Origin of the sequence: Marinoscillum pacificum (genome assembly GCF_024714495.1) — a bacterium.
GTDB classification, from domain to species: Bacteria; Bacteroidota; Bacteroidia; order Cytophagales; family Cyclobacteriaceae; genus Marinoscillum; species Marinoscillum pacificum.
The window spans coordinates 35,750-59,318 of sequence record NZ_JAMZMJ010000007.1; the positions used below are offsets into that span (position 1 = coordinate 35,750).

Sequence of the window (23,569 nt, forward strand, 5' to 3'; positions counted from 1 at the left end):
GATGGATACTGGAATTTTAATTGATTCGTTTGCGGATTTTGCCAGAGGCAAAAACATTGATCGTCCTACTATGATCAGGATTCTGGAAGATGTTTTCAGAACAATGATTCGCAAAAAGTATAAGACTGATGATAACTTTGATATTATCATCAACACAGATAAAGGTGACTTAGAGATCTGGAGATTTAGAGAAATCGTGGATGATAACTCTGAAGATATCTGGGATCATGATAAAATTAGTTTGACGGATGCTCGTAAGATTGAGCCCGATTTCGAAATTGGTGAGGAAGTTTCTGAGGAAATTAAATTAGAAGATTTCGGTAGAAGAGCGGTAATGACTGCTCGTCAGACATTGATCCAAAAGATTAAAGATCTTGAGAAAGATATCTTGTTCCAGAAGTATAAGGATCTGGTAGGTGAAATCATTGCTGGTGAAGTTTATCAAACTCTTAGCAGAGAGATTTTGTTGATAGATGCAGAGGGTAATGAACTAAACCTTCCAAAAGCGGAGCAAATTTCAAAAGATAGATACAGAAAAGGAGATAACGTAAGAGCTATCGTGACGCGAGTTGAGATGGTGAACGGTAACCCTAAAATCATACTTTCCAGAACTTCTCCTACTTTCCTTGAGCGTTTGTTCGAGAGTGAAGTACCAGAGGTTTATGATGGATTAATCACTATCAAAAATGTAGTTAGAGAGCCGGGAGAGCGTGCAAAAGTGGCTGTTGAGTCATTTGACGACAGAATTGATCCGGTTGGAGCATGTGTTGGTATGAAAGGATCTCGTATCCACTCTATCGTACGTGAGCTACAAAACGAAAACATTGACGTAATCAACTTTACCGACAATCTTGAGCTATACATTGCAAGAGCTTTGAGCCCTGCAAAAATCACTAGCATGAAGATTAGCGAGGAAAAAGACCGTGTTTCAGTGTATCTGAAGCCAGATCAAGTATCTTTGGCGATCGGTAAGGGAGGTCAGAACATTAAACTAGCATCGAGACTTGTAGGACTTGAGATAGATGTCTTCAGAGAATTGGATGAAGCCGAGGATGAAGATGTGGATCTGGATGAGTTCTCAGATGAAATCGATAGCTGGATTATCGACGAATTGAAAAAAATTGGTTTGGATACAGCAAAGAGCGTACTTCAGTTGTCAATTGAAGAGCTTGTAAGAAGAACCGACCTGGAAGAAGAGACAGTAAAAGAAGTACTGAACATCTTCAAACAAGAATTTGAATAATAGGCTAATAAGGAATTAGTAACAGTAATATATGGCAGAAGAAAAAACTTATCGACTAAGTCAAGTTGCAAGAAAACTGAATGTGGGTCGTGGGACTATACTCGATTACCTTTCTGGTAAAGGATTCGAGGTAGATAGTAGTCCTAATTCGAAGATCACACAAGAGCAGTATTCCTTGCTTTCCAGAGAATTTGCATCTTCTGCCATGGAAAAAGAAGAGGCGTCTGGCTTGACTATAGGCACTAAGCACTCTGATAATATGGTGATAAAGGCTACTGAAGAGCAGCCTAAGTCAACATCTGATGATGAGGAAGAAATCCTGATTAAGGATAATAGTGCCAAAGAAGCTCCTAAGAAGGAGGAAGAGGATGCCGATAAGATTCTCGGAAGAACCAAACTAGAAGGTCCTAAAGTTGTCGGCAAAATTGATTTGGATGGCAACAAGAAAAAAGAGGAGCCAAAACCTGAACCTCCTAAGGCTGAAGAGCCTAAAATAGAGGAGAAGAAGGAGGAGCCAAAACCTGAACCAAAGGTTGAAGCGCCAAAACCTGAGCCAGTTCCTGAGCCTAAGGTAGAAGAGAAAAAAGAAGAGCCTAAGCCTGAGGTGAAAGCCGAGGAGAAGAAGGAAGAGCCGAAAGCGGAAGAGCCTAAAAAGCCTGAAGTGAAGGAAGAACCTAAGAAAGAAGCTCCGGCTGCACCTAAAGTGGAAGTGAAAAAAGAAGAGCCTAAGAAAGAGGAACCTAAGAAGGAGGAGCCTAAGAAAGAAGAGAAAATCGAAGCGAAAGCTGATTCTCTTAAAGGTCTAACAGTACTAGGTAAAATCGAGCTTCCTGAGAAGAAGAAACCGAAACCGGTTGCTAGCTCAGACGAGAATAAAGACCGCAAGAAAAAACGTCCTCGTAAGAGAATAAACAGTCCATCAGATAATAACAATAATAACAATCGTGGACCGGGACAAAATCGCGGAGGAGATAGAAATAATAACAATCGTGGTGGTAACCGAGGTGGAAATCACCGAGGCGGTAACCAACGAGATAATAGAAAGACTGAAGAACTTACTGATAAGGAAATCCAGGATAAGATCAAGGCAACTTTGGCCAAGCTTTCCGGAGGAAAAACTAATCAGGGACAAGGTCGTTCGAAATACAGAAAAGATAAGAGAAATGCGAAAGCAGAGGCTGAGGAAGAAAGGCTAATGCAAGAGCAGGAAGAAGCTAAAAAATTAAAAGTAACTGAGTATATCTCAGCTAGTGATTTGGCTTCTTTGATGGGCGTTTCTGTTAATGATGTAATTTCTACTTGTATGTCTTTGGGTATGTTCGTTTCGATCAACCAGAGACTTGATGCTGAATCCATTACTGTAATCGCAGATGAATTCGGTTATGAAGTAGAATTCTCAACGGAAGATGAAGATGTAGAAGTACAGGAGGTAGAAGATACTGCAGATGATCTAAAAGACAGAGCACCTATCGTTACCATCATGGGACACGTTGATCATGGTAAGACATCACTTCTTGACTACATCCGTGATTCTAAAGTAACAGAAGGTGAAGCCGGAGGTATCACACAGCACATTGGTGCTTATGATGTGACAACAGAGGGAGGTAAGCGAATTGCTTTCCTTGATACACCAGGTCACGAAGCCTTTACAGCGATGCGAGCTCGTGGTGCGAAAATCACCGACGTTGCAATCATCGTGGTAGCTGCCGATGACGCGGTAATGCCACAAACAAAAGAGGCAATCAATCACGCTCAAGTAGCTGGTGTGCCGATTATCATTGCGATAAACAAAGTAGATAAGCCAAACGCTAATCCTGATAAGATCAAAGAAGAATTGTCTCAGATGAACATTCTTGTTGAGGATTGGGGTGGTAAATATCAGTGTCAGCACGTTTCTGCTAAGACAGGAGAAGGTATTGACGACTTACTTGAAAAAGTATTGCTAGAAGCAGAGCTTCTAGAATTGACTGCAAACCCTGATAAGGCAGCGGTTGGTTCAGTAATTGAAGCTACTCTAGATAAAGGTAGAGGTTACGTAACTACATTAATGGTACAAGCTGGTACTATGAAAGTAGGAGATGTGGTTCTTGCTGGATCTAACTATGGTAAAGTAAAAGCCATGTTTGATCACAGAGGTAAGAAAATGACCGTAGCTGGTCCTTCCACTCCAGTATTGATGCTTGGTTTGGATGGTGCGCCACAAGCGGGAGATCGTTTCAATGTAATGGAATCTGACCGTGAGGCTAGAGAAATTGCAACGAAACGTGAGCAAATACACAGAGAGCAGTCCATCAGAACTAAGAAGCATATTACGCTTGATGAAATTGGTAGACGTTTGGCTATCGGAAGCTTTAAAGAACTTAACGTTATCGTTAAAGGTGACGTGGACGGTTCTATTGAGGCACTTTCTGATTCCCTATTGAAACTATCTACTGAAGAAGTTCAGGTGAATATTATTCACAAAGCAGTTGGTCAGATCTCTGAGTCAGACGTATTGTTGGCGTCAGCTTCTGATGCAATCATCATCGGATTCCAGGTACGTCCATCTTCTCAAGCTAGAAGAATTGCAGAAAATGAGGAAATCGAAATTAGATTGTACTCAATTATCTACGATGCTATCAACGATGTGAAAGATGCGATGGAAGGTATGTTGGAGCCAACTACTGAAGAAGTTATCACTGGTAACATTGAAGTTAGAGAGGTATTCAAGATTTCTAAGATCGGTACAGTTGCTGGATGTTATGTGACTGAAGGTACTGTAAGCCGTAAGAACAAAGTTCGATTGATTAGAGACGGTATCGTGGCTTACGAAGGTGAAATCAACCAATTGAAACGATTTAAGGATGATGTAAACGAAGTGAAGTCAGGCTACGAGTGTGGTGTGAGTATCAAAAACTTCAACGACATCAAGGTTGGTGACATCATTGAAGGATTCACAGAGAAAGAAGTTAAGCGTACACTTTAATACGTTTAAGAAATATATTCAAACAAGAAAAGCAGATCCGATGGTCTGCTTTTTTTGTGTCATTACTTTTGTATTGATAATTTCGAAGATCTATTGCTTACCCCCAATACAGTGAATAGACAGTTATTTTTTGTAATCTTATTATTGGTGACTACCAAGTTAGTTGCACAGACTGATCAGTTTATCTACTATGATCTCAGTGATGCTGTAGATAATGAAGTGATCAAGGGTGTGGTAAAAGACGCTCAGGGATTTATGTGGTTTGCGACAGATCAGGGTGTACTTCGCTATGATGGAAGAACCACGGAACTCTTCAACGAAGGCTTACAGAGTGACTATACCAAGAACTTTCTTAATACTTCAGATAATCGATTGGTCGTAATCAATGATCTAGGAATAAAGGAAATCATATCTAAGGACTCGGTTCAATTTGTTCCATTTAAATGGGCTGAGTATACCTATGAAGAGAATTTTGCTTTTCCAAAAAGCATCTATCAGGATCGCCAGGGTAATATCTGGCTGGGAGAGATCAATGCGCTGGTAAGGATCAATGAAGATGGAATGAAGCGCTTTATGCTTGGCACAGATTATCAATCCATCAGCTATCACAGAACATTCACTTTCAAGGAAGACGCATTTGGTACCTTGTGGATTGCACCATTTAAGGGCAAACTTCTCAAATACAGTCCATCTACAGATTCCGTTATGGAAGTAGATGTTGAGCTGCCAATAACAGAGGTTACTGGCATTTCAGTGTTGAGAGGAGATTACTTGCTAATTGGAGGAAAAGAAGGCCTGTTTGAAATCAAAGTAGATAGCAATCAAGAGATATTAGGTACTCGTTTTTATGATGACGTTGCCAACATCTCAGCCTTACAAGCAGCACGGAATATCCTATTTATCGGGACCTGGGACAAAGGGTTGATGATGCTTCAATTTGAAGATCGAAGTTTCCTTGAAGTAGAGGAAGTAGATTTTAATGATGTAGTAGACTTTTATTATGATGCTGCGGTTCCAGAGGTTTGGGTAGTAGGTAGTGAAAATGTTGGGTTAATCTCTTTTTCTGTCATTCATTCTTTCCAAAGTGTGGGAAGGTCGAGAGTAGAGTCGGTTACCACATTAGATGATGATATTTACTATTCCATAGGCCAGGAATTGAGAAAGTTTGATTGGAATGACACCAAACCAAGTGAATCATTGGTGTCCTCTAAGACGGATTACTTTGATCGTATACAGGCAAATGATGAAGGTATCTGGATTGGGAGTTCATTTGGGACCATCATGAAATATGACTTTCAAAAGCAAGAACTGATTATGCTTGCGGATAGTACAGGTTCTTCTGTGAAATACATCACAATTGATAATGCAGGGAATAAGTGGTTTGCCGGAGATCGGCATCTATTAAAGATCCCATTTGGGTCAACAGAAATCATTGAATATACTGTGGCATCTTCCAACATTGTGGGCCAAAATGCAAAAGGTGACTTGTTTGTGGGCTGCTGGGGTGATCAGAACTTGTTAAAATATGACCCTAACTCAGATCAGTTCAAGCCAATTTCGGTTCAAGCGGATATCGATTTCGTGGGGAATTTATCAATAGAAGACATTGCTTTTGATAGTAACGACAACTTGTGGCTGGCTACTAATCAAGGGCTTTTAAAAGAAAATGGTAAAGGCTTTACTCGAGTAATTGTACCCGGAATTGATGAGAATGCAGCGTTAAAGGCAGTAATTGTACAAGATGAAATTATTTGGTTCTCTGGAGACTTTGGGTTAGCGGCATACAATGGAGAGGATGCGTTAATCTTTAATACAAAAAATGGCCTTCCTTCTAAGCTGTTGAACTGGCGAGGATTGATGGCCTACAAAGAAGGAGTGCTGGTTTCTAGTGCAAAGGGGCTAGTAATGGCAAAATCTGAGCTGGTGAAGTTTGATAAAACCCCTACACCTGTGCTACTTGCCATTACCGCAGAAGGAAAGGAAGTATCCGATGAGGACGACATCTCGATAGCGTATAAAGGATCTCTGGAAGTAGAATACACTACACTCACCTATCCTGGAAAACAAGTTGAATATCAATCACGCTTAATTGGGTTGAACGATCAATGGTCAGAATCCACGAGCAATAGACAAGTTTCCTATTTAGGTTTCTCTGAAGGTTCCTATCAGTTAGAGGTTAGGTCACGAGAAATTGGAGCTTTATGGAGTGATCCAGTCGTATTGACTTTCAATGTGCCGAAGCCCTGGTTTTATACCTGGTGGGCATATTTATCAGCTGGCCTGTTGACCATTGCTTTCATTGCTGGAGTTGTACGTGTTTATAATTATAGTTTGATTCTACAGAAACGAAGGTTCCGGATGATTATAGAGGATCGAACCAAACAGATCAATGAGCAGAAAAATGAAATCATTGCTCAGAAGAACCGTATAATTGACCAGAAAGAAGAGCTGTTAGCCAAAACGGAGGCGGTGCATAAATCCCAACAAGCACTTTCTGATGCCGATGTGAATTTCCTTCATCTGAAAGAAAAGCAGCTAAAAGATCAGATCGAATATCGTGATAAGCAGATCACCACTCAGTCACTAAATCTGATACAAAAGAATGAAACGCTCAAGTCATTAAAGGATCGTTTGGAAGATCTTTCCAAGCCAAACAGTAAAGCTACGGCTCAAGACATCCGAAAGGTGCTCAAGCTCATTGATGATAGCTTCCGACATGATAAAGACTGGGAAGATTTCAAGCTCTATTTTGAGCAGATTTACACGGGGTTTTATGCCAAACTTAAAGTGAATTGTCCTGCTTTGACTACCCAGGAATTGAGACACTGTGCGCTGATTCGTTTGAACCTTTCAGCCAATGAATGTGCCTCCATTTTGGGGATTTCTCCAGAGAGTGTAAAAGTCTCCCGATCTCGTATTAGAAAGAAGATCGATTTGGAAGGTAAAGAAGGCCTGACAGATTTTATTTTGTCAATCTAACTCCCAAAAATTATCAATTTGGTAACTCGATCTGGGTTATTTCTTCCATATAAAATCGAATTTATCGCATTTACCAGACCCTCTAGAAATTATTTTTGATAACCATTTGTTAACCCTCAATTCAAGGCGCTATCCTAACAGGAAATCGGCTTTTTGATTGATTTAGGAAAGATTTAAGGTTTCTGTACAAGGATTCTGTTAACCAATTGTAACGCCTCAGTTAACCTATTAATCCTTCACAATATTCAGATTTGACTATCACTTTTTTGAAATAATCTCAAAAAGAGACTTTCAAACCAGTGATACAATGTCAATAATTCAATGAAACCAAAATAGTATGAAGAAACCCTATCAATTATCAATCATGTACCATTTGGTAAACGAGGAAGCACCCTGTTAAATCGAACCCTTTTCAGGATAGCTAATCCATCCTGAAAATCCTCAGAAGTAGAGTGAGTGATCACTCTGAAATCAATCAAATGATAATTACAAAAATCTAATGAAGGCAGACAATTATAACTTAAGATCAAAGCAGACTGGCTCCGGCTGGTTTAGACTTTTGGCGATTCTTAGTTTGCTATGTGCAAGCTTCATAGTGAACGCACAAGAGCGAACTGTATCTGGTACTGTTTCCGATGGTGAAACAGATGAGACGTTACCAGGTGTAACTGTTCTGGTAAAAGGAACATCACGAGGTACCATCACAGACATGGATGGTAACTATAAGATAGGCATAGCTGATGGAGACATCCTTACTTTTTCATTTGTAGGTTATGAAACAAAGGATGTGACCGTAGGTAGCCAATCAGTGGTAAATGTTGGACTCCGTCTTTCCATTGAGCAATTGGCAGAGATTGTTGTGGTAGGATATGGAGAGCAAGAAAAAGGTGACGTTACTGGTGTGGTTGCTGAAGTGAAGTCAGACGACTTTAACAAAGGAGCTATTGTGTCACCAGATAACTTAATCGCGGGTAAAGTAGCCGGTGTACAGATTACTCCAAACAGTGGTGAGCCAGGTGGACAAGTAAGTGTACGTATTCGTGGCGGTACTTCACTGACTGCAAGTAGTGAGCCTCTTTACGTAATCGACGGTGTGCCGATCGATAACTCAGCTCACAATCCTGGTGGTTTTTCTGGAGGAAGAAACCCTTTGAACTTCCTAAATCCAAATGAAATAGAAAATATCACCGTATTGAAAGATGCTTCGGCAGCTGCTATCTACGGTGCTAGAGGTGCAAATGGTGTAATTATTATTACAACCAAAAGAGGTAAAGCTGGGCAAGAAGGTAAAGTTACTTACGATGGCTACTTCTCTGTTGCTGAGTTGGCTAATAGAATTGACATGCTGAATGCAGAGCAATTCTCTAGCGTAATCATTGCTAAGCATGCCGAGAATATTGACCAAATGGGAACTGGTAACACAGATTGGTACGATGAGATTACTCGAACAGCTATTGGTCAAAATCATAGTTTGAGCTTCACAGGAGGTACTGAAACTGCAGGATTTAGATTCTCAGCTGGTTTCCAGGATTTGGAAGGTGTTGTTCAGAATTCTGAAACACAAAAAACAAGCTTAGGATTTAACTACAATCAGTCATTATTAGATGATCAGTTAAAAATCAATGCTAACATCAAGAGCTCCTTTATCAAAGATCAATATGATGCTGGTGCAATTGGTGGAGCGATCGCTTTTGATCCAACTCAAAATATTCATGATGCTGGCAGCAGATGGGGTGGTTACTTCGAATACGCTGAAGATCTTGCTCCAGACAACCCAGTATCTTCAGCTGATCAGGTTCAGGACTTTGGCGAGTATGTGAGAAATATTGGTAAAATTGATATTACTTATGACATGCCATTTGTAGATGGTCTATCTGCAACCCTTTCTGGAGGTTATGACATCAACCTAGGTGAAAGAAAAAGATTCTTACCAAGTACATTGAGAAGCCAGTCTAGCGATAGTGGTGAGGTAAGAATTGAGAACATCAAGAGAATTAACCCGATGGTGACTTTCTTGTTGAATTACAAAAAGGAACTTCCCTCTATCAACAGTTCATTAAATGTGACTGGAGGTTATGAATTCCAACAGTTTACTTCTGAGTATCCATCATACAGAGCTTACGGCTTGTCTACAGACGTATATGGTTTCTACAGTGGCAACATTGCTGAGTATTCTGAGACTTACAATAGTTACGAAAGCTCTAGAATTATTTCATTCTTCGGTAGAGCAAACTACCGATTCATGGATAGATACTTATTGACTTTAACCGTAAGACGTGATGGTTCTTCAAGGTTCGGGCCTGACAATCGTTGGGGTGTTTTCCCTTCCGCAGCCTTAGGGTGGAGACTATTGGATGAGTCATTCATGTCAAGTCTGAAAACGGTGTTCAGTGACTTGAAAGTGAGAGTAGGATACGGTATCACAGGTAGTCAGGAAATTGGTAACTACAGATATTTGGCTACTTATACTTCAAGTTTCCCAACTGCGCAGTATCCTTTTGGAGATGAATATATCACTACCCTTCGTCCGAATGGTTATGATCAGGGAATAAAGTGGGAGCAAACTGCTTCGCTAAACGTGGGTGTTGACTTTGGAATCTTGAAAGGAAGATTAAGCGGTTCCGTAGAATACTACGAAAAGAATACATCAGATCTTTTGTTCGAAGTATCAGTGCCAGCAGGAACTAATCTGACCAACCGTATCATCACCAACATTGGTGAAATGCAAAACAGAGGAATAGAATTGGCATTGAATAGCTATATCATTGACAACAATGACTTAAGCTGGAATGTAGGATTTAACATCTCACACAACCAGAACCAAATCAAAGTCTTAGATGGTAACTCAGATGAGAATTTTGAAGGTTACTTAACTGGTGGTATTTCAGGAGGAACTGGAAATAACATTCAAATCTTGAGTGTAGGTAATCAAGTGAACTCGTTCTATGTATACAGAGCGATCACAGATGAGAATGGTAACCCACTTCCTGATGGTGTAGATCATAATGGAGATGGCGAGATCAACCTGGCTGATATCTACAAAGACACCAACGGAGATGAAACGGTAAACAGTGAAGATAGAGAGATCTATGGGTCACCAGCGCCTAAGTTCATCATGGGATTAACTTCTCAGACTTCTTACAAAGGATTTGATTTGAGCTTTACTTTGAGAGGTAACATTGGCAATAAGGTTTATAACAACATTGCTTCGAACAACGGATTTTACAATGCGATGGATGGATCAGGAAACTGGTTGCAAAATGTTCACGCTTCCGTTCTTGAAACCAACTATGTAACTCCACAGTATTTCTCAGATTACTATGTAGAGGATGCTTCATTTGTAAGAATGGACAATATCACTTTGGGATACAACGTCCCAGGTTTACAGAAAACAAACATAAGAGTATATGGTACTGTGCAAAACGCATTTGTATTAACAGAATACTCTGGATTAGATCCTGAGGTAGGAAATGGAATTGATAACAATCCATACCCTAAAGCAAGAACTTATGTACTTGGATTAAGTCTTGGATTTTAATCACTGCAAAAAGAAATAACATGAAAAAGATATTTAACATATTATCCGTTGCAGCGATTGTTTCATTAGCTGCATGTACAGACCTGGACGTACCACCAAAGAGTATTGCGTCCGGAGATGTGATATTCGAGGATGCTTCTACTTACGAGTCATTCTTGGCTAAAATCTATGCAGGGTTTGCATTGACAGGTCAGCAAGGACCTGCTGGTAGTGGTGATATCTCTGGTATTGATGAAGGAGCTTCTAGCTATATCAGACAATACTGGCAACTACAGGAATTACCAACAGACGAAGCAGTAATCGGATGGGCTGATGGTAACCTACCTGATTTGAATACTATGTCATGGAATGATGACAATGAGTTCATCACTGCGATGTACTACAGAGTATTCTACAACATCTCTTTAACAAACGAATTTATCAGAGAGTCTTCAGATGCTAATCTTGATTCAAGAGGATTCACAGATGCTGAGAAAGAGATTATTCGTCAATACCGAGCTGAAGCTCGATTTGTAAGAGCGATGAGTTACTGGCATGGACTAGATCTTTTCGGTAACATTCCTTTCTACACAGAGGAAGACGCGATTGGATCTGATGCTCCAGAGCAAGCTACTCCAGCTGAAGTATTCGCGTATATCGAAAGTGAATTGATTGATATCGAGAATGAATTATTTGATGCGGCGACTGTTCCTTACGGAAGAGCAAGCAAAGCAGCAGTTTGGGCACTTCAGGCTAAGTTGTATTTGAACGCTGCGGTTTATACAGGTAGTGAAAGAAACTCTGACTGTATTGCAGCATGTATTAAAATCATCAACGATGGTACTTTTTCACTTTGGCCTACGTATTCTGAAAACTTCGGAGCGGACAATAACATCTCAAATGAGATCATTTTTGCAGCATTGTTCGACGGTCAGAATACAAGAACCTATGGTGGTACTACTTACCTGGTAAGTGCAGCAGTAGGAGGAACTATGGATCCGACAGCTTACGGTATTGCTGGTGGATGGGGTGGCCTAAGAGCAACTAGTGCTTTGGTTAATCTTTTCCCAGATGAGACTGGTTCATTAGATCAGAGAGCAATTTTCTATACTTCTGGACAGACGAAAGAGATTACAGATATCGCTGAATTTACCAATGGATATGCGGTTCCAAAATTCACAAACGTGACTTCTACTGGCGCTCGTGGCTCACATGAGAACTTCCCAGATACGGATTTCGCATTCTTCAGACTAGCTGACATTTATTTGATGTATGCTGAAGCTGTGGTAAGAGGCGGATCAGGTGGAGATGTGACTACTGCTTTGGGATATGTAAACCAAATCAGACAAAGAGCATATGGCACTAACGCAGGTGACATCACAGCAGCTCAATTGACACTTGACTTCATTTTGGATGAAAGAGGAAGAGAGCTTTACTGGGAAGGTCACAGAAGAACTGACTTAATCAGATTCGGAGAATATTCTGCTGCAGGTGTTTGGCCATGGAAAGGTGGTGTGCAATCAGGGACAACTACTTCTGCCCACTATGACCTTTATCCACTCCCGTCTTCGGAGCTTATTGCTAATCCGAAGTTGAAACAAAATGATCAGTACTAAGGCTAAAAGGAATTAAGATGAAAAAATTAATAAACTTACTATTCGTAGCCTCGGCACTTATAGTATTCACAGCATGTCAGGAGGAAATTGATGTTGATGCATTGACTGATTTCGCTCCAGGTATTGCCTACCAGTCTCCGGCTGAAGGAGGTAAAGTAGTGCAAGGGAATTTTGACATCCGAGTGGATGTAGCAGATGGAGCGAGTTCTCCATTGGCAAGCATCACTGTAGAATTATTGAATGCAAATGGTGATGTATTGCATACAGCAGATAAAGGGCTATCTGGTACTAGAGATTCCATTATCGTAGCAGCTTCAGAGTTCAGTGCTTCTTCATTGGAGGTTGGGACTTACTCTTTACACATCATGGTGACTGATAGCAAAGGACAGATGACTGATGTTACTTCTGGATTTGAGATTAGCAAATTGCCATTTGCTGCAAACAATGATGAAATGTACATAGCTGGTAGTCTTAACGGATGGAGCTGGGATTCTTTAGAGTTGGTTTCTGACTACACGTGGGAAATAAAAAATATCGAAATGGATGGTGGAGAATGGAAATTCAAAAACACCAAAGATTGGACAGACGCAGACTGGGGTGACTCAGATTGTAATGGTGTAATGGAAGTAACAACAGGTGGAGGTGCAAACACCAACTGTGGTTATTCGGGATTGGTAAACGTTCGATTCAACGACCAAACATTGCAATATACCATTGAGCCAGCTGTGACAATCGTAACGAATGTAAGCTCATTATTCCTTTTAGGTTCCTTCAATGACTTCCAGGGAACTGCCTATGAATTCACTTCTAGTGAAGATCATGTTTGGGTGCTTGGTGAAGTTGAGTTAAAAGCTGGAGATTCATTCAGATTCTCAGAAGGCGCATTTGGAGGTACTAGCTTTGGTGATAATGAGCCTGATAGTATTGCAGATATGTCTGCTCCGAATATTGTTTTAGGAAATGACTTCCCTGATGCTATTTATTCAATTACATTCAATGATGAGACTTTGGAGTATTCATTCACATTTGTCAGAAACTTATTCCCAACTGAGTTATTCCTTGTTGGTGGTTCTACAGTGGCGGGATGGGATCCGGCATCTTCCGTTCAGTTTGTAAGTACAGGTGAGGGATACTTTGAGATGTACACTTACCTGACGGTGGACGGTGATGGTTTCAAATTCCTTCAGGAGAGAGATTGGGCTGGAGACTGGGGAGCTGATGGGTCTAACGAAGGTTCATTGCTTCAAGAAGGTGAAAACAACTTCACAGTTGCTGAAGATGGTTTCTACCGAATCAATGCCAACTTCATAGATGGTACATACTCTATAACAGCGTCCAACTGGGGAATCATTGGTGATGCAACTCCTGGTGGATGGGATGCCGATACCGATATGACCCTTGTCGCTGCTGAGCGAGGAAATTATTCATGGACTCTTGATGTAACACTGACCGATGGTGAGATTAAATTCAGAGAAAATGATGGCTGGGATGTGAACTTCGGAGATAGTGGTGCTGATGGTACATTAGAAGCTGGTGCAGACAATATTGCTGTAAGTGCAGGTTCTTATACAATCACCTTAGTACTTGACCCAGTGAACGGATATACTTACACTATCCAATAAAATATACTTCTTCATACATTAGGAAAGGGGTCAGATTTTTCTGCCCCCTTCCTTATCTTTCTTACCTAAGACAACCAACAAATGATGCAAAAGATGAATAAGTATATCAGCTTCCTATGTTTTTATTTATTGGCTACATTTTCATTTAGCCAGATTGTGGAGATCTCTCCCACAGATGCCACAGCTGAAGATGAGATAACCATCGTTTTTGATGCTTCGGAAGGTACAGCTGGACTAGTAGGTGCTGGTTCGGTTTATATGCATTCTGGTGTAGTAACTATTCCTAATGGAGAAGATTGGGAATATGTTGTGGGAAACTGGGGACAAGATGATGGTGTAGGAAAGATGTCCAAAGTTGATGGAGAAACAGATCTTTGGGAGATCACTTTGACTCCAAGGGATTATTATGATGTGCCAGAGGGTACAAATATCTTCAGGTTATCCATGGTATTCAGAAGTGCTGATGGAACCAGTGAAGGAAAAGGAACACCTGGTGATTTTGATGGTGGATCTGTCGGTTCTAACGGCGATATTTATCTTAATCTGGCAGTAGATGCCTATGTAAACATTACTTCTCCTACACAGGATGAAGTTTATCTCACCGCAAATAGTCCTCTGACTATTTCAGCAGAAGCCTCAGCAGAGGTTTCGTCTATGGAAATGGCGATAGATGGCAGCACAGTTACATCTGTCAATTCAGGAACAACAATTAGCCATAATTATATTCCTTCAACAACTGGAAGTATTTCCATATCAGTCAAAGCAACTATCGCAGGAACTAATGTAGAATCCTCCAAGGAGGTTTATGTTTCTGTAAGACCCAATACGATTGAGGAACCATTACCTGCAGGTATTAAAAAAGGAATTAATTATTCTGATGACCAAACTAAGGTGACTCTTGCTTTAGAAGCACCAAATAAAGAATTTGTATATGTAGTTGGTGATTTTACCAATTGGGAAACTCAAGACCAATACTTAATGAAGCAAACGCCAGAAGGAGATATGTTCTGGTTAGAAATCAACAACTTGACCCCACAGCAAGATTATGTATTCCAGTATTGGGTAGAAGGTACCACACGAATTGGAGATCCTTATGCAGATCAAGTGGCTGACCCATGGAATGATTCATACATTTCTAGTGAAGTGTTCCCAAATCTGCCAGCTTATGATAAAACAGAATATGAAATAGCAACAGTTTTCAAAACTGGTCAGACAGCATTTGAATGGGCTGCAACAGAAGATACCTGGTCTCCTCCGTTGAAAGATGATCTGGTTATCTATGAATTATTGGTGCGCGATTTCGTTGGGTCGCACAGTTTTCAGGATGTTATAGACTCATTGAGTTATTTGAAGCGTCTTGGAGTTAATGCTATTGAATTGATGCCAGTAATGGAGTTCGAGGGCAATTCCAGCTGGGGTTATAACGTAAGTTATTTCTTTGCTCCGGATAAATACTACGGCACCAAGAACGACTTCAAAGAGTTTGTTCAGGCAGCACATGAGCAGGGCTTTGCAGTGATTATGGACATGGTATTAAACCATGCTTTTGGACAAAATGCCTTGGTTAAGATGTATTGGGATGAAAATGCAGGTACTGTGAGTTCAGAAAGCCCTTGGTTCAATCAGGTAGCGACACATCCATTCAATGTAGGTTTTGATTTCAATCATGAAAGTGACTACACCAAAGCCTTCGTTGATTCAGTAAATACTTATTGGCTGCAGGAGTATCACATAGATGGATATCGCTTTGACCTTTCCAAAGGTTTTACGCAAGTTATTACTGGCGATGATGTTGGAGCATGGGGACAATATGATGCCAGTAGAATCGCCATTTTGGAACGTATGGCCAATGTGATTTGGCAAAATGATCAAGACGCTTATGTCATTTTAGAGCACTTTGGAGAGACACAGGAAGAAGATGAATTGGCCTCTTCTGGAATGCTACTTTGGAGAAATTTGAACCATGCCTATGCAACTGCTTTAGATGGTGAGGGGGGCAATCTTTCTGGTGGTCAAAACCGAAAGAGAGTTACTTATATGGAAAGTCATGACGAAGAGCGTTTGGCATTTGTCATGGGTTCTGAAGGCATCTCCTCTGGCAATTACAACATTGCTGATCAAGATGTTTATTTAGAGCGTGCTAAAATGGCTGCAGCTTTCAACTTGCTACAGTCTGGGCCAAAAATGATCTGGCAATTCGGTGAGCTTGGCTATGACATTCCGATTAACCAAAACGGTCGAACTGGTGAAAAACCTCTGGTTTGGGGTACAGGTAGTTTAGAGTACTACGATGATGAGTTAAGACAATATGTATATGACGCATATGCAGCGATATTAGATCTACGTAATCAATATCCAGAAGTAATTCGTGCAGGTTCTTATACATCATCACTCAGCGAAACAGTAAAGTCTCTTTCCATCACGCACCCTACGCTTGATATTTACATTGTTGGAAACTTTGGTTTAGATGAAGTAACGACGAGTATTACCTTACCAGAAACCGGAGATTGGTTTGATTATTTTTCAGGAGAGCAAACTGATTTTTCGGTAGCGACTTTTGATTTCGATCTTGCTCCTGGAGAATTCCACATTTTTACAAGCGAAAGGATCTCTGAAGGATTTGAGAATGTCATAGAGATCTATCAAAATCCAGTGACTGTAGATCCACCTGTGTTTACTGCTAATACAGAAATTACGATCACATTTGATGCTACCAAGGCAAGCAATGCCGGAACAGATGGTTTGGTAGAAGCTTCCAAAGTTTATCTTCATGCGGGTGTTGTTTCTGACGATCCAAGTAGTACGATACTTACGAATATTGTTGGTAACCTTTCGGATGATGGAGTTGGTCAGATGACTCAAGTTGATGGTCAATCAAACAAATGGGAAATTACTTTGACTCCTCGAGATTACTTTGGGTTGGCGGATAGTGATGATGCTTTTAGGCTGGGTATGTATTTCCGTGATGCGGATAACACCAATAAAGCTAAAGGTTTTAGAGGACGTGACGTATACGTTGATATTCTTCAGGAAGGAAATATTGTATCTGTTGAGCCTACAGAGTTTTCAGTAGATGATGAAGTTACCATTACATTCAACGCGGCACTTGGAAGCAGAGGTTTGGTAGATGCAGCAAAAGTTTACATTCACTCAGGCGTGGTGACTTCTGATATAGAAACACCAACAGGAGATGACTGGTCCAACATTGTTGGCAACTGGGCTACGGATGATGGAGTTGGTGAAATGACGAACGTATCCGGTACCGACCTATGGCAAATCACCCTAACACCTAGATCTTATTATAGCTTATCAGGTAGCGATGCTTACTGGTTGACCATGGTTTTCAGAGATGCTTCTGGAGCTAGTAAAGGTACGGGTCCGGCTAGTGATTTTGACGGAGGATTCATTGCGAGTAATGGAGATATTTTCGTTCAGATCCCACTTAGACCATCTACAGTTCTTGAGGCTCCAGCTATTGATGAAGTATTACTTTATCCAAACCCAAGTCAGGGGTTGATTCAAATCAAAGGGTTGAAAGAGAATCAATTAATCAGAGTTTACGATCAGTCTGGAAAAGTGGTGCTAGAAGATTATACCAATATAGATGGCCAGTTGGATGGGTCTGCTTTACCAAATGGATTGTATCTGCTTAGAGTAGATGGCCAGCAAGTAATGACGAAAAAGTTGATTATCAATAAATGAGATTAGTGTTTAGAGGAGTGAGAGTAGTTGCGGCGATTGGATTGCTAATGGTATTGGTTAGTGGATTTTCTCAGTCGATTTCCAGAATAGAGCCACCTAATTGGTGGGCAGGGATGTCGAATCCAAATCTGCAAGTCATGCTTTATGGCGAGGATCTGAAAGGAGCTAAGGTTAGCATTGATTCTAAAGAAGTCGAGTTGGTAAAAGTGAATGAAGCCAATAGTCCCAACTATCTGTTTCTGGATCTTAATATACCAGAAGGGACAACTGCACAAACATTCAATATCAACGTCAAATCCAAAAATGGAAAAACGAAGGTTGCTTATCAGCTGATGGAGCGAACTAGCAGAGAACTTCAAACAGTTGACGCAAGTGACGTGGTGTATCTATTGACTCCAGATCGATTTGTGAATGGGGATCCGTCCAACGATACGGTGGAAGGAATGAAAGAGGCAGGCGACCGATCTAACAGAGGTGGAAGACACGGTGGTGATTTGACAGGAGTGATCTCTAAACTGGATTATCTGGAAGATATGGGAATCACAGCTCTTTGGTTGAATCCTGTGGTAGAGAATGATATGCCTAGCTACTCCTATCATGGGTACGCCATTACTGATTATTACAAAGTTGATCCTCGATATGGTTCTAACGAACAGTACGTAGAGTTGGCTAATAAACTGCATGCTAAAGGAATGAAATTGGTGATTGATTTGGTATTCAATCACTGCGGATTGTCACACTGGTGGATGGAAGATATGCCTTATTCGGATTGGGTACATGACCATAATACATATGGTAACACCAATTATCAACTGGCAGTAGAAAGTGATCCGTATTCTTCTCAGTCGGATTTGAATCAAATGGAAAAAGGCTGGTTCGTACCGACCATGCCTGATTTGAATCAAGACAATCCTATGATGGCCAATTACCTGATTCAAAACAGTATTTGGTGGATAGAGTATGCCGGATTGGACGGTATTCGAATGGACACGCATCCATACAACAGCAAAGAGGTGATGAAAGAATGGACCGAGAGAGTTCATGCAGAATATCCGGGTTTCTACCTATTGGGAGAAACATGGGTTGGCGAACCATCTTTGGAAGCCTACTGGGCACCAGAAGCTAACAACCCGAATGGCTTTGAGTCTGGGCTGACTAGCATTACCGATTTCCCAATCTGTTATGCCATGCAAAATGCTTTCAAAGAAGATGGAGATGTGTGGAAGCTGTATGAGACTTTGAGCAAAGACTTTTTGTACAACGATCCATTAAGCAATACCATTTTTCCTGATAACCATGACATGGATCGCTTCTATCATAGTATTGGCAATGATGTGAATCGTTTAAATACAGCCATGACTTTCCTGATGACAACACGTGGTACTCCACAGCTTTTCTACGGTACTGAGATACTTATGGAGAAGTTTGGTGATCATGGCGACTTAAGGGAAGACTATCCCGGTGGTTGGGAAGGTGATGAGCAAAATGCATTTGACTTTGAGCAGCTAACTGCCGATCAACAAATTGCTTTTGACCATTTGCGCAAGTTGATGAACTACCGAAAAGCAAGTAAAGCTTTGCAGATTGGATCACTGGTTCATTTCATGCCTCGAGACAATGTCTATGTCTATAAGCGAGCATTTGAAGGTGAAGAAGTGTTGGTGATATTGAGCAATAACAATGAGGAGGTAGAGCTAGCTCTTGATCGATTTGCAGAGGTTATTGGAGATCACAAGAAAGGAGTTAATGCTCTAACAAGTGAGCACGTATCACTTGAAAATACATTGAAAGTGGCTCCTGAGAGTAGTTTGATTATTGAATTAAGTAAAGATTAATAATGATATATAGATGAAAAGGGTTTTTAGATTTCTAGCGATTATACCAGTGATCATGATGTCGTGTCAGCCAAAAGCTGAGAACAATACGACCTTGTCACTTGGATCACCGTCTGATGTGGTGAAAATGACATTTGGTTTGACAGATGCTGGTCAGCCATATTACACGTCATCATTTGAGAATAAAGACGTAGTTGATACTTCTTTCCTCGGTTTTGAATTGGGAGATAATGTTTCTCTGAGTAAAGACTTTAAAGTAACTAACTCTGCACAAAGCAGCTTTGATGAAACTTGGGAGCAGCCTTGGGGTGAAGAGCGATTCATTCGCAACAATTACAATGAACTGAAGGTAAATCTGGAAACTGCTGCAGGGTACCAGTTGAACATCATCTTCAGAGCGTTTGACAATGGATTGGCTTTCCGTTATGAATTCCCAGCACAAGCAAAACTTGGTGAGTTTGAGGTTATGGACGAGTTGACAGAGTTCAACATGGCCAACGATCAGTCTGCATGGTGGATTCCTACTTACGAAGGCAACAGATACGAATACGAGTTTACTAAGTCTGATGTAAGTGACCTGAAAATGGTGCACACGCCATTGACGATGGAAGGACAGACCTTCGTATCTATTCACGAAGCGGCATTGTATGATTACCCAAGTATGGTGATCAAAGGAAAGGGTTCTAAAAAGCTGAAATGTGATTTGGTTCCTTACAGCAAAACCAATCCTGTAAAAGCATATCTGAAAGCACCTTTCTCTACTCCATGGAGAACGATACAAATGGGGAATCAGGCTGGTGACTTGATCATGAACTACATGATTTTGAACCTGAATGAGCCTAACAAACTAGGAGATGTGTCGTGGGTAGAGCCAGGAAAATATGTTGGCGTTTGGTGGGAGATGTTCATCAATTTAGGAACATGGCATCAAGGACCAAAACACGCTGCAAATACTGAAAACGTTAAGAAATACATTGATTTTGCTGCGGCTAATGGCTTCAGAGGAATCCTGGTAGAAGGCTGGAACTACGGCTGGGATGGAGAATGGATGAATGGTGGAACCAAGTTTGATTTCACAAAACCATATCCAGATTACGACATTGAGGAGTTGAGCAGATATGCAGCTGAAAAAGGAGTTTACATCATTGGCCACCATGAGACTGGTGCGGATATCGAGAACTACGATAGCCAGTTAGATGATGCTTACAAATACCTTGCTGATCACGGCATGAAAACCGTGAAGACCGGTTATGTAGAAAATGGAGATACCCTTCCAAATGGATTGTACCACCACGGTCAGGCTTTCGTTCAGCACTTCCAGCGAGTAATTGAGGCAGGAGCTAAGCACAAGACGATGATTGTAGCTCACGAACCTATTCATGATACTGGAAAGCGAAGAACTTATCCAAACATGGTGTCTCGTGAAGGAGCAAAAGGGCAGGAATACAACGCAATGGGTGGAACTGCAATGAACCACGTTACGGTGATTCCTTTCACAAGAAGTTTGGCTGGACCATTCGACTACACGCCTGGTCTTTTCGGTATCAAAGTAAAGTCAACAGGTTATACGACGCCTACTACTATCGCTAGAGAATTGGCGCTCTACTTAGTGATCTATGCACCAATGCAAATGGCGAATGACTTGCCAGAAAACTATGAAGGTCACCCAATGCTGCAGTTTATCCGTGATGTGAAAACTGACTGGGAAACAACGAACGTGTTGAGCGGTGAGATTGGCAAGCACGTGGCGATTGCCAGACAAGCTAGAGGAACGGAAGACTGGTTTGTGGGAGCTATCACCAATGAGGATGCACGAACTACCACCATCAACTTCGATTTCTTACCAGCAGGGGCAACTTACGAAGCAACTATTTACAGAAATGCAGATGATGCTAGCTGGCCTAATAATCCAGAGGCTTACGCGATCGACAAGCAAGAAGTAACTAGCGAATCGGTTATTGATTTTGACTTGATCGGTGCAGGTGGTGTAGCGATTAGCCTGAAGAAGAAATAAAGAACTTAGTGTTCATAAGCACGGAAGGCATCCACTGGTTAGTGGGTGCCTTTTTTATTTTCTATACCGTGTAAACATTTATTTCGGTTCGAGTTATCCGTGAAAGTTAATATTCCAGAAGTTGAGTAATTTTTAGATCGATGGAATATGCATAATCATAGTTGAAGTAGCATCTTTTCAATGAAATGTCTGCATCTTCATCATCAACTAAAGTATATGATTTAGCTACTAGCTCTCCAACAATAGAAAAATAATAGATAGAGTGTTCATAGGCTACACCTTTTGTACATTCACTGTTAAAGAAGTTCGCCAATCTTTCAAATGCTATTAGGCTACCATTGCTAGGATTGATATAATATCGATAGCCAATGAACCAGTCTCCTGACTCACTCAATGGGTATTCCGCAAAGTAATACAGTTGATTATTTGACGTGTGCAATATATTGATTGAAGCGGAGACATCATCTGGCCAGTTATCATCAATCACCTTCACGAATTGGTCCGAGGAATGAGTTTTTGCCATTAACCCTACCAAATTTTGATTTGATGAAATGAATGATTGAGTTGATTGGATGACACTGTCAATCTCTTTGACTAATACCGCATTTTGATCTAGTCCAAAAATTGAATCCTCAGCAATATTTAAGTTATTAAGAGTTCTTGACTGAGAGAGAAGTTGAATAGGTAGAAGTATGATAACTGTTATTGAAGCCAAACGATACATAATTTCATCTCATTTTTCTTGTTTGGTGCCACATTCAGCACACTCGAATGAGCCTTTGATGGTCTCTTCAAAAGTGAGGGACAGTTCTGCAGCACAGTTACTACATCGGGCGGTTTCTCCTCCAATGACAGTTGTTTTGGCCCATAGGTCTCCCACGCGTTGATTTAAGTTAGTATTCCTCACCGTCAAGAAAGCTATCAATCCAAAAGTGCTAAAAAGTTCGAAACTGTCAGCGATTCTTCTTACCAATGCCTGACTTATAGAAATGGATTTTCCACTAAGAGTGACCACTTTAAGTCCACAGAGCAAGTGACCGATAGTTTGTCCTTTGAATCCTTCCACGATAGGAAAGTACAGGAACCATGTGCTAAATAGAATCAATGCGGGCCAACCATTGACGCTATAACCTCCTTTATCATTTGGACTGCCAAATTGATAGACATACCAGACCCAGAAGGTCATGCAAATGCCATAGTCTATAATGGTAGCTGCAATTCTGAGCTTGAGGTTGGGTTGAGGAGGGAGTTTTGACATATTTAGTCTTTACATCAAATGAATTTACTTTTCACATGTTGAAGATAATCAATGAATAAGTTATTGGTGCTATAGCAGTGTCTTCTAACACCATTAGATTAATTATCTTTCAATGCTTCAAGTTGGTCAATTAGAAGGTCTAAATCATCAGATATGATTTCCCAAACTATGTCATAATCCACTCCGAAATACTCATGAATTAACCGATTTCTATATCCTTTTAGTTGACTCCAGGGAATTTGAGGGTTGGATGTTTGAAAGTTAGTATCTACTCGAGAAGAGGCTTCTCCGATGATTTCAAAGTTGCGAACTACAGCATCTAGCGTTTTTTGATCTTCTATGAATTCCTGATAGGAATAATTTTGAGTGTAGGAATTGACTCGATTGGCAGCTTCAAGCATATCTAAGATAAGCAACTGATTGTCTCTCTTAGACATATATTAAGTCAGGCTCTATTGATTGGAGATAGTGCGGTTTGATACCTCTCTTGGATACCAAATCTACTTTTTGGCCAAGGGACGTTTCTACCTCATTAGCCAGATCGATGAATTTAGACCCTACTTTGCCATCAAACTCAACAAGGATATCTATATCACTATCTGGAGTTTGTTCAGATCTTGCAAAAGAACCAAAGAGTGCCATAGAAGCTATTGGGTAAGACTTTTGCAATCCTTCCTTTAGGGCTTTTAATTGATCAATGATTTCTTCTTTCGTTTTCACTTGATAAAGATAATCAATGAATAAGTTATTGGTGTCATAGGAGTGTCTGGAGACACTCGTTTCCATTTAGAGTTAGATGACCTTCCGGAACACTTAAT

Annotated in this window: 13 protein-coding genes; 9 read left to right on the forward strand and 4 right to left on the reverse strand. The window is 40.7% G+C overall.

Annotated elements, in window-relative coordinates; translation table 11 throughout:
• Position 1: 1 nt before the first annotated feature.
• From nusA to NXS00_RS16515, 9 genes are all read left to right on the forward strand, one after another.
• Positions 2–1,243 (forward strand): transcription termination factor NusA, encoded by a 1,242-nt coding sequence (nusA, locus tag NXS00_RS16475; RefSeq protein WP_258100346.1) that lies wholly within the window; start codon positions 2–4, stop codon positions 1,241–1,243.
• 31 nt (positions 1,244–1,274) lie between these two features.
• Complete coding sequence (gene infB / locus NXS00_RS16480; RefSeq protein WP_258100347.1) at positions 1,275–4,208, forward strand: translation initiation factor IF-2; 2,934 nt, start codon at positions 1,275–1,277, stop codon at positions 4,206–4,208.
• A 147-nt stretch (positions 4,209–4,355) separates the two neighbouring features.
• Complete coding sequence (locus tag NXS00_RS16485; protein ID WP_258100348.1) at positions 4,356–7,187, forward strand: ligand-binding sensor domain-containing protein; 2,832 nt, start codon at positions 4,356–4,358, stop codon at positions 7,185–7,187.
• A 499-nt stretch (positions 7,188–7,686) separates the two neighbouring features.
• Positions 7,687–10,725 (forward strand): SusC/RagA family TonB-linked outer membrane protein, encoded by a 3,039-nt coding sequence (locus tag NXS00_RS16490; protein WP_258100349.1) that lies wholly within the window; start codon positions 7,687–7,689, stop codon positions 10,723–10,725.
• Positions 10,726–10,745: 20 nt separating this feature from the next.
• Positions 10,746–12,320, forward strand: coding sequence for a RagB/SusD family nutrient uptake outer membrane protein (locus tag NXS00_RS16495; protein ID WP_258100350.1), 1,575 nt, complete (start codon positions 10,746–10,748; stop codon positions 12,318–12,320).
• Positions 12,321–12,337: 17 nt separating this feature from the next.
• Positions 12,338–13,942 (forward strand): cadherin repeat domain-containing protein, encoded by a 1,605-nt coding sequence (locus tag NXS00_RS16500; RefSeq protein WP_258100351.1) that lies wholly within the window; start codon positions 12,338–12,340, stop codon positions 13,940–13,942.
• A 93-nt stretch (positions 13,943–14,035) separates the two neighbouring features.
• Positions 14,036–17,644, forward strand: coding sequence for a DUF8578 domain-containing protein (locus NXS00_RS16505; protein WP_258100352.1), 3,609 nt, complete (start codon positions 14,036–14,038; stop codon positions 17,642–17,644).
• On the forward strand, positions 17,641–19,479 hold the full coding sequence (locus tag NXS00_RS16510) for a glycoside hydrolase family 13 protein (protein WP_258100353.1): 1,839 nt from the start codon (positions 17,641–17,643) through the stop codon (positions 19,477–19,479). Before NXS00_RS16505 ends, NXS00_RS16510 begins: the two co-directional genes overlap by 4 nt.
• 13 nt (positions 19,480–19,492) lie before the next feature.
• Positions 19,493–21,493, forward strand: coding sequence for a glycoside hydrolase family 97 protein (locus NXS00_RS16515; protein ID WP_258100354.1), 2,001 nt, complete (start codon positions 19,493–19,495; stop codon positions 21,491–21,493).
• A gap of 106 nt (positions 21,494–21,599) precedes the next feature.
• On the opposite strand, the gene NXS00_RS16520 is transcribed toward NXS00_RS16515, so the two are convergent.
• The 4 genes from NXS00_RS16520 to NXS00_RS16535 all read right to left on the reverse strand — a co-directional run bounded on the left by NXS00_RS16520 (position 21,600) and on the right by NXS00_RS16535 (position 23,537).
• A complete protein-coding gene (locus NXS00_RS16520; protein WP_258100355.1) occupies positions 21,600–22,016 on the reverse strand; it encodes a hypothetical protein in 417 nt (138 codons plus the stop codon).
• Between the two features lie 210 nt (positions 22,017–22,226).
• On the reverse strand, positions 22,227–22,751 hold the full coding sequence (locus NXS00_RS16525) for an RDD family protein (RefSeq protein WP_258100356.1): 525 nt from the start codon (positions 22,749–22,751) through the stop codon (positions 22,227–22,229).
• 98 nt (positions 22,752–22,849) lie between these two features.
• Complete coding sequence (locus NXS00_RS16530) at positions 22,850–23,188, reverse strand: HepT-like ribonuclease domain-containing protein (protein ID WP_258100357.1); 339 nt, start codon at positions 23,186–23,188, stop codon at positions 22,850–22,852.
• Positions 23,181–23,537: a nucleotidyltransferase family protein gene (locus NXS00_RS16535; RefSeq protein WP_258100358.1), complete on the reverse strand. Its 357-nt coding sequence runs from the start codon at positions 23,535–23,537 to the stop codon at positions 23,181–23,183. Before NXS00_RS16535 ends, NXS00_RS16530 begins: the two co-directional genes overlap by 8 nt.
• Positions 23,538–23,569: the final 32 nt, after the last annotated feature.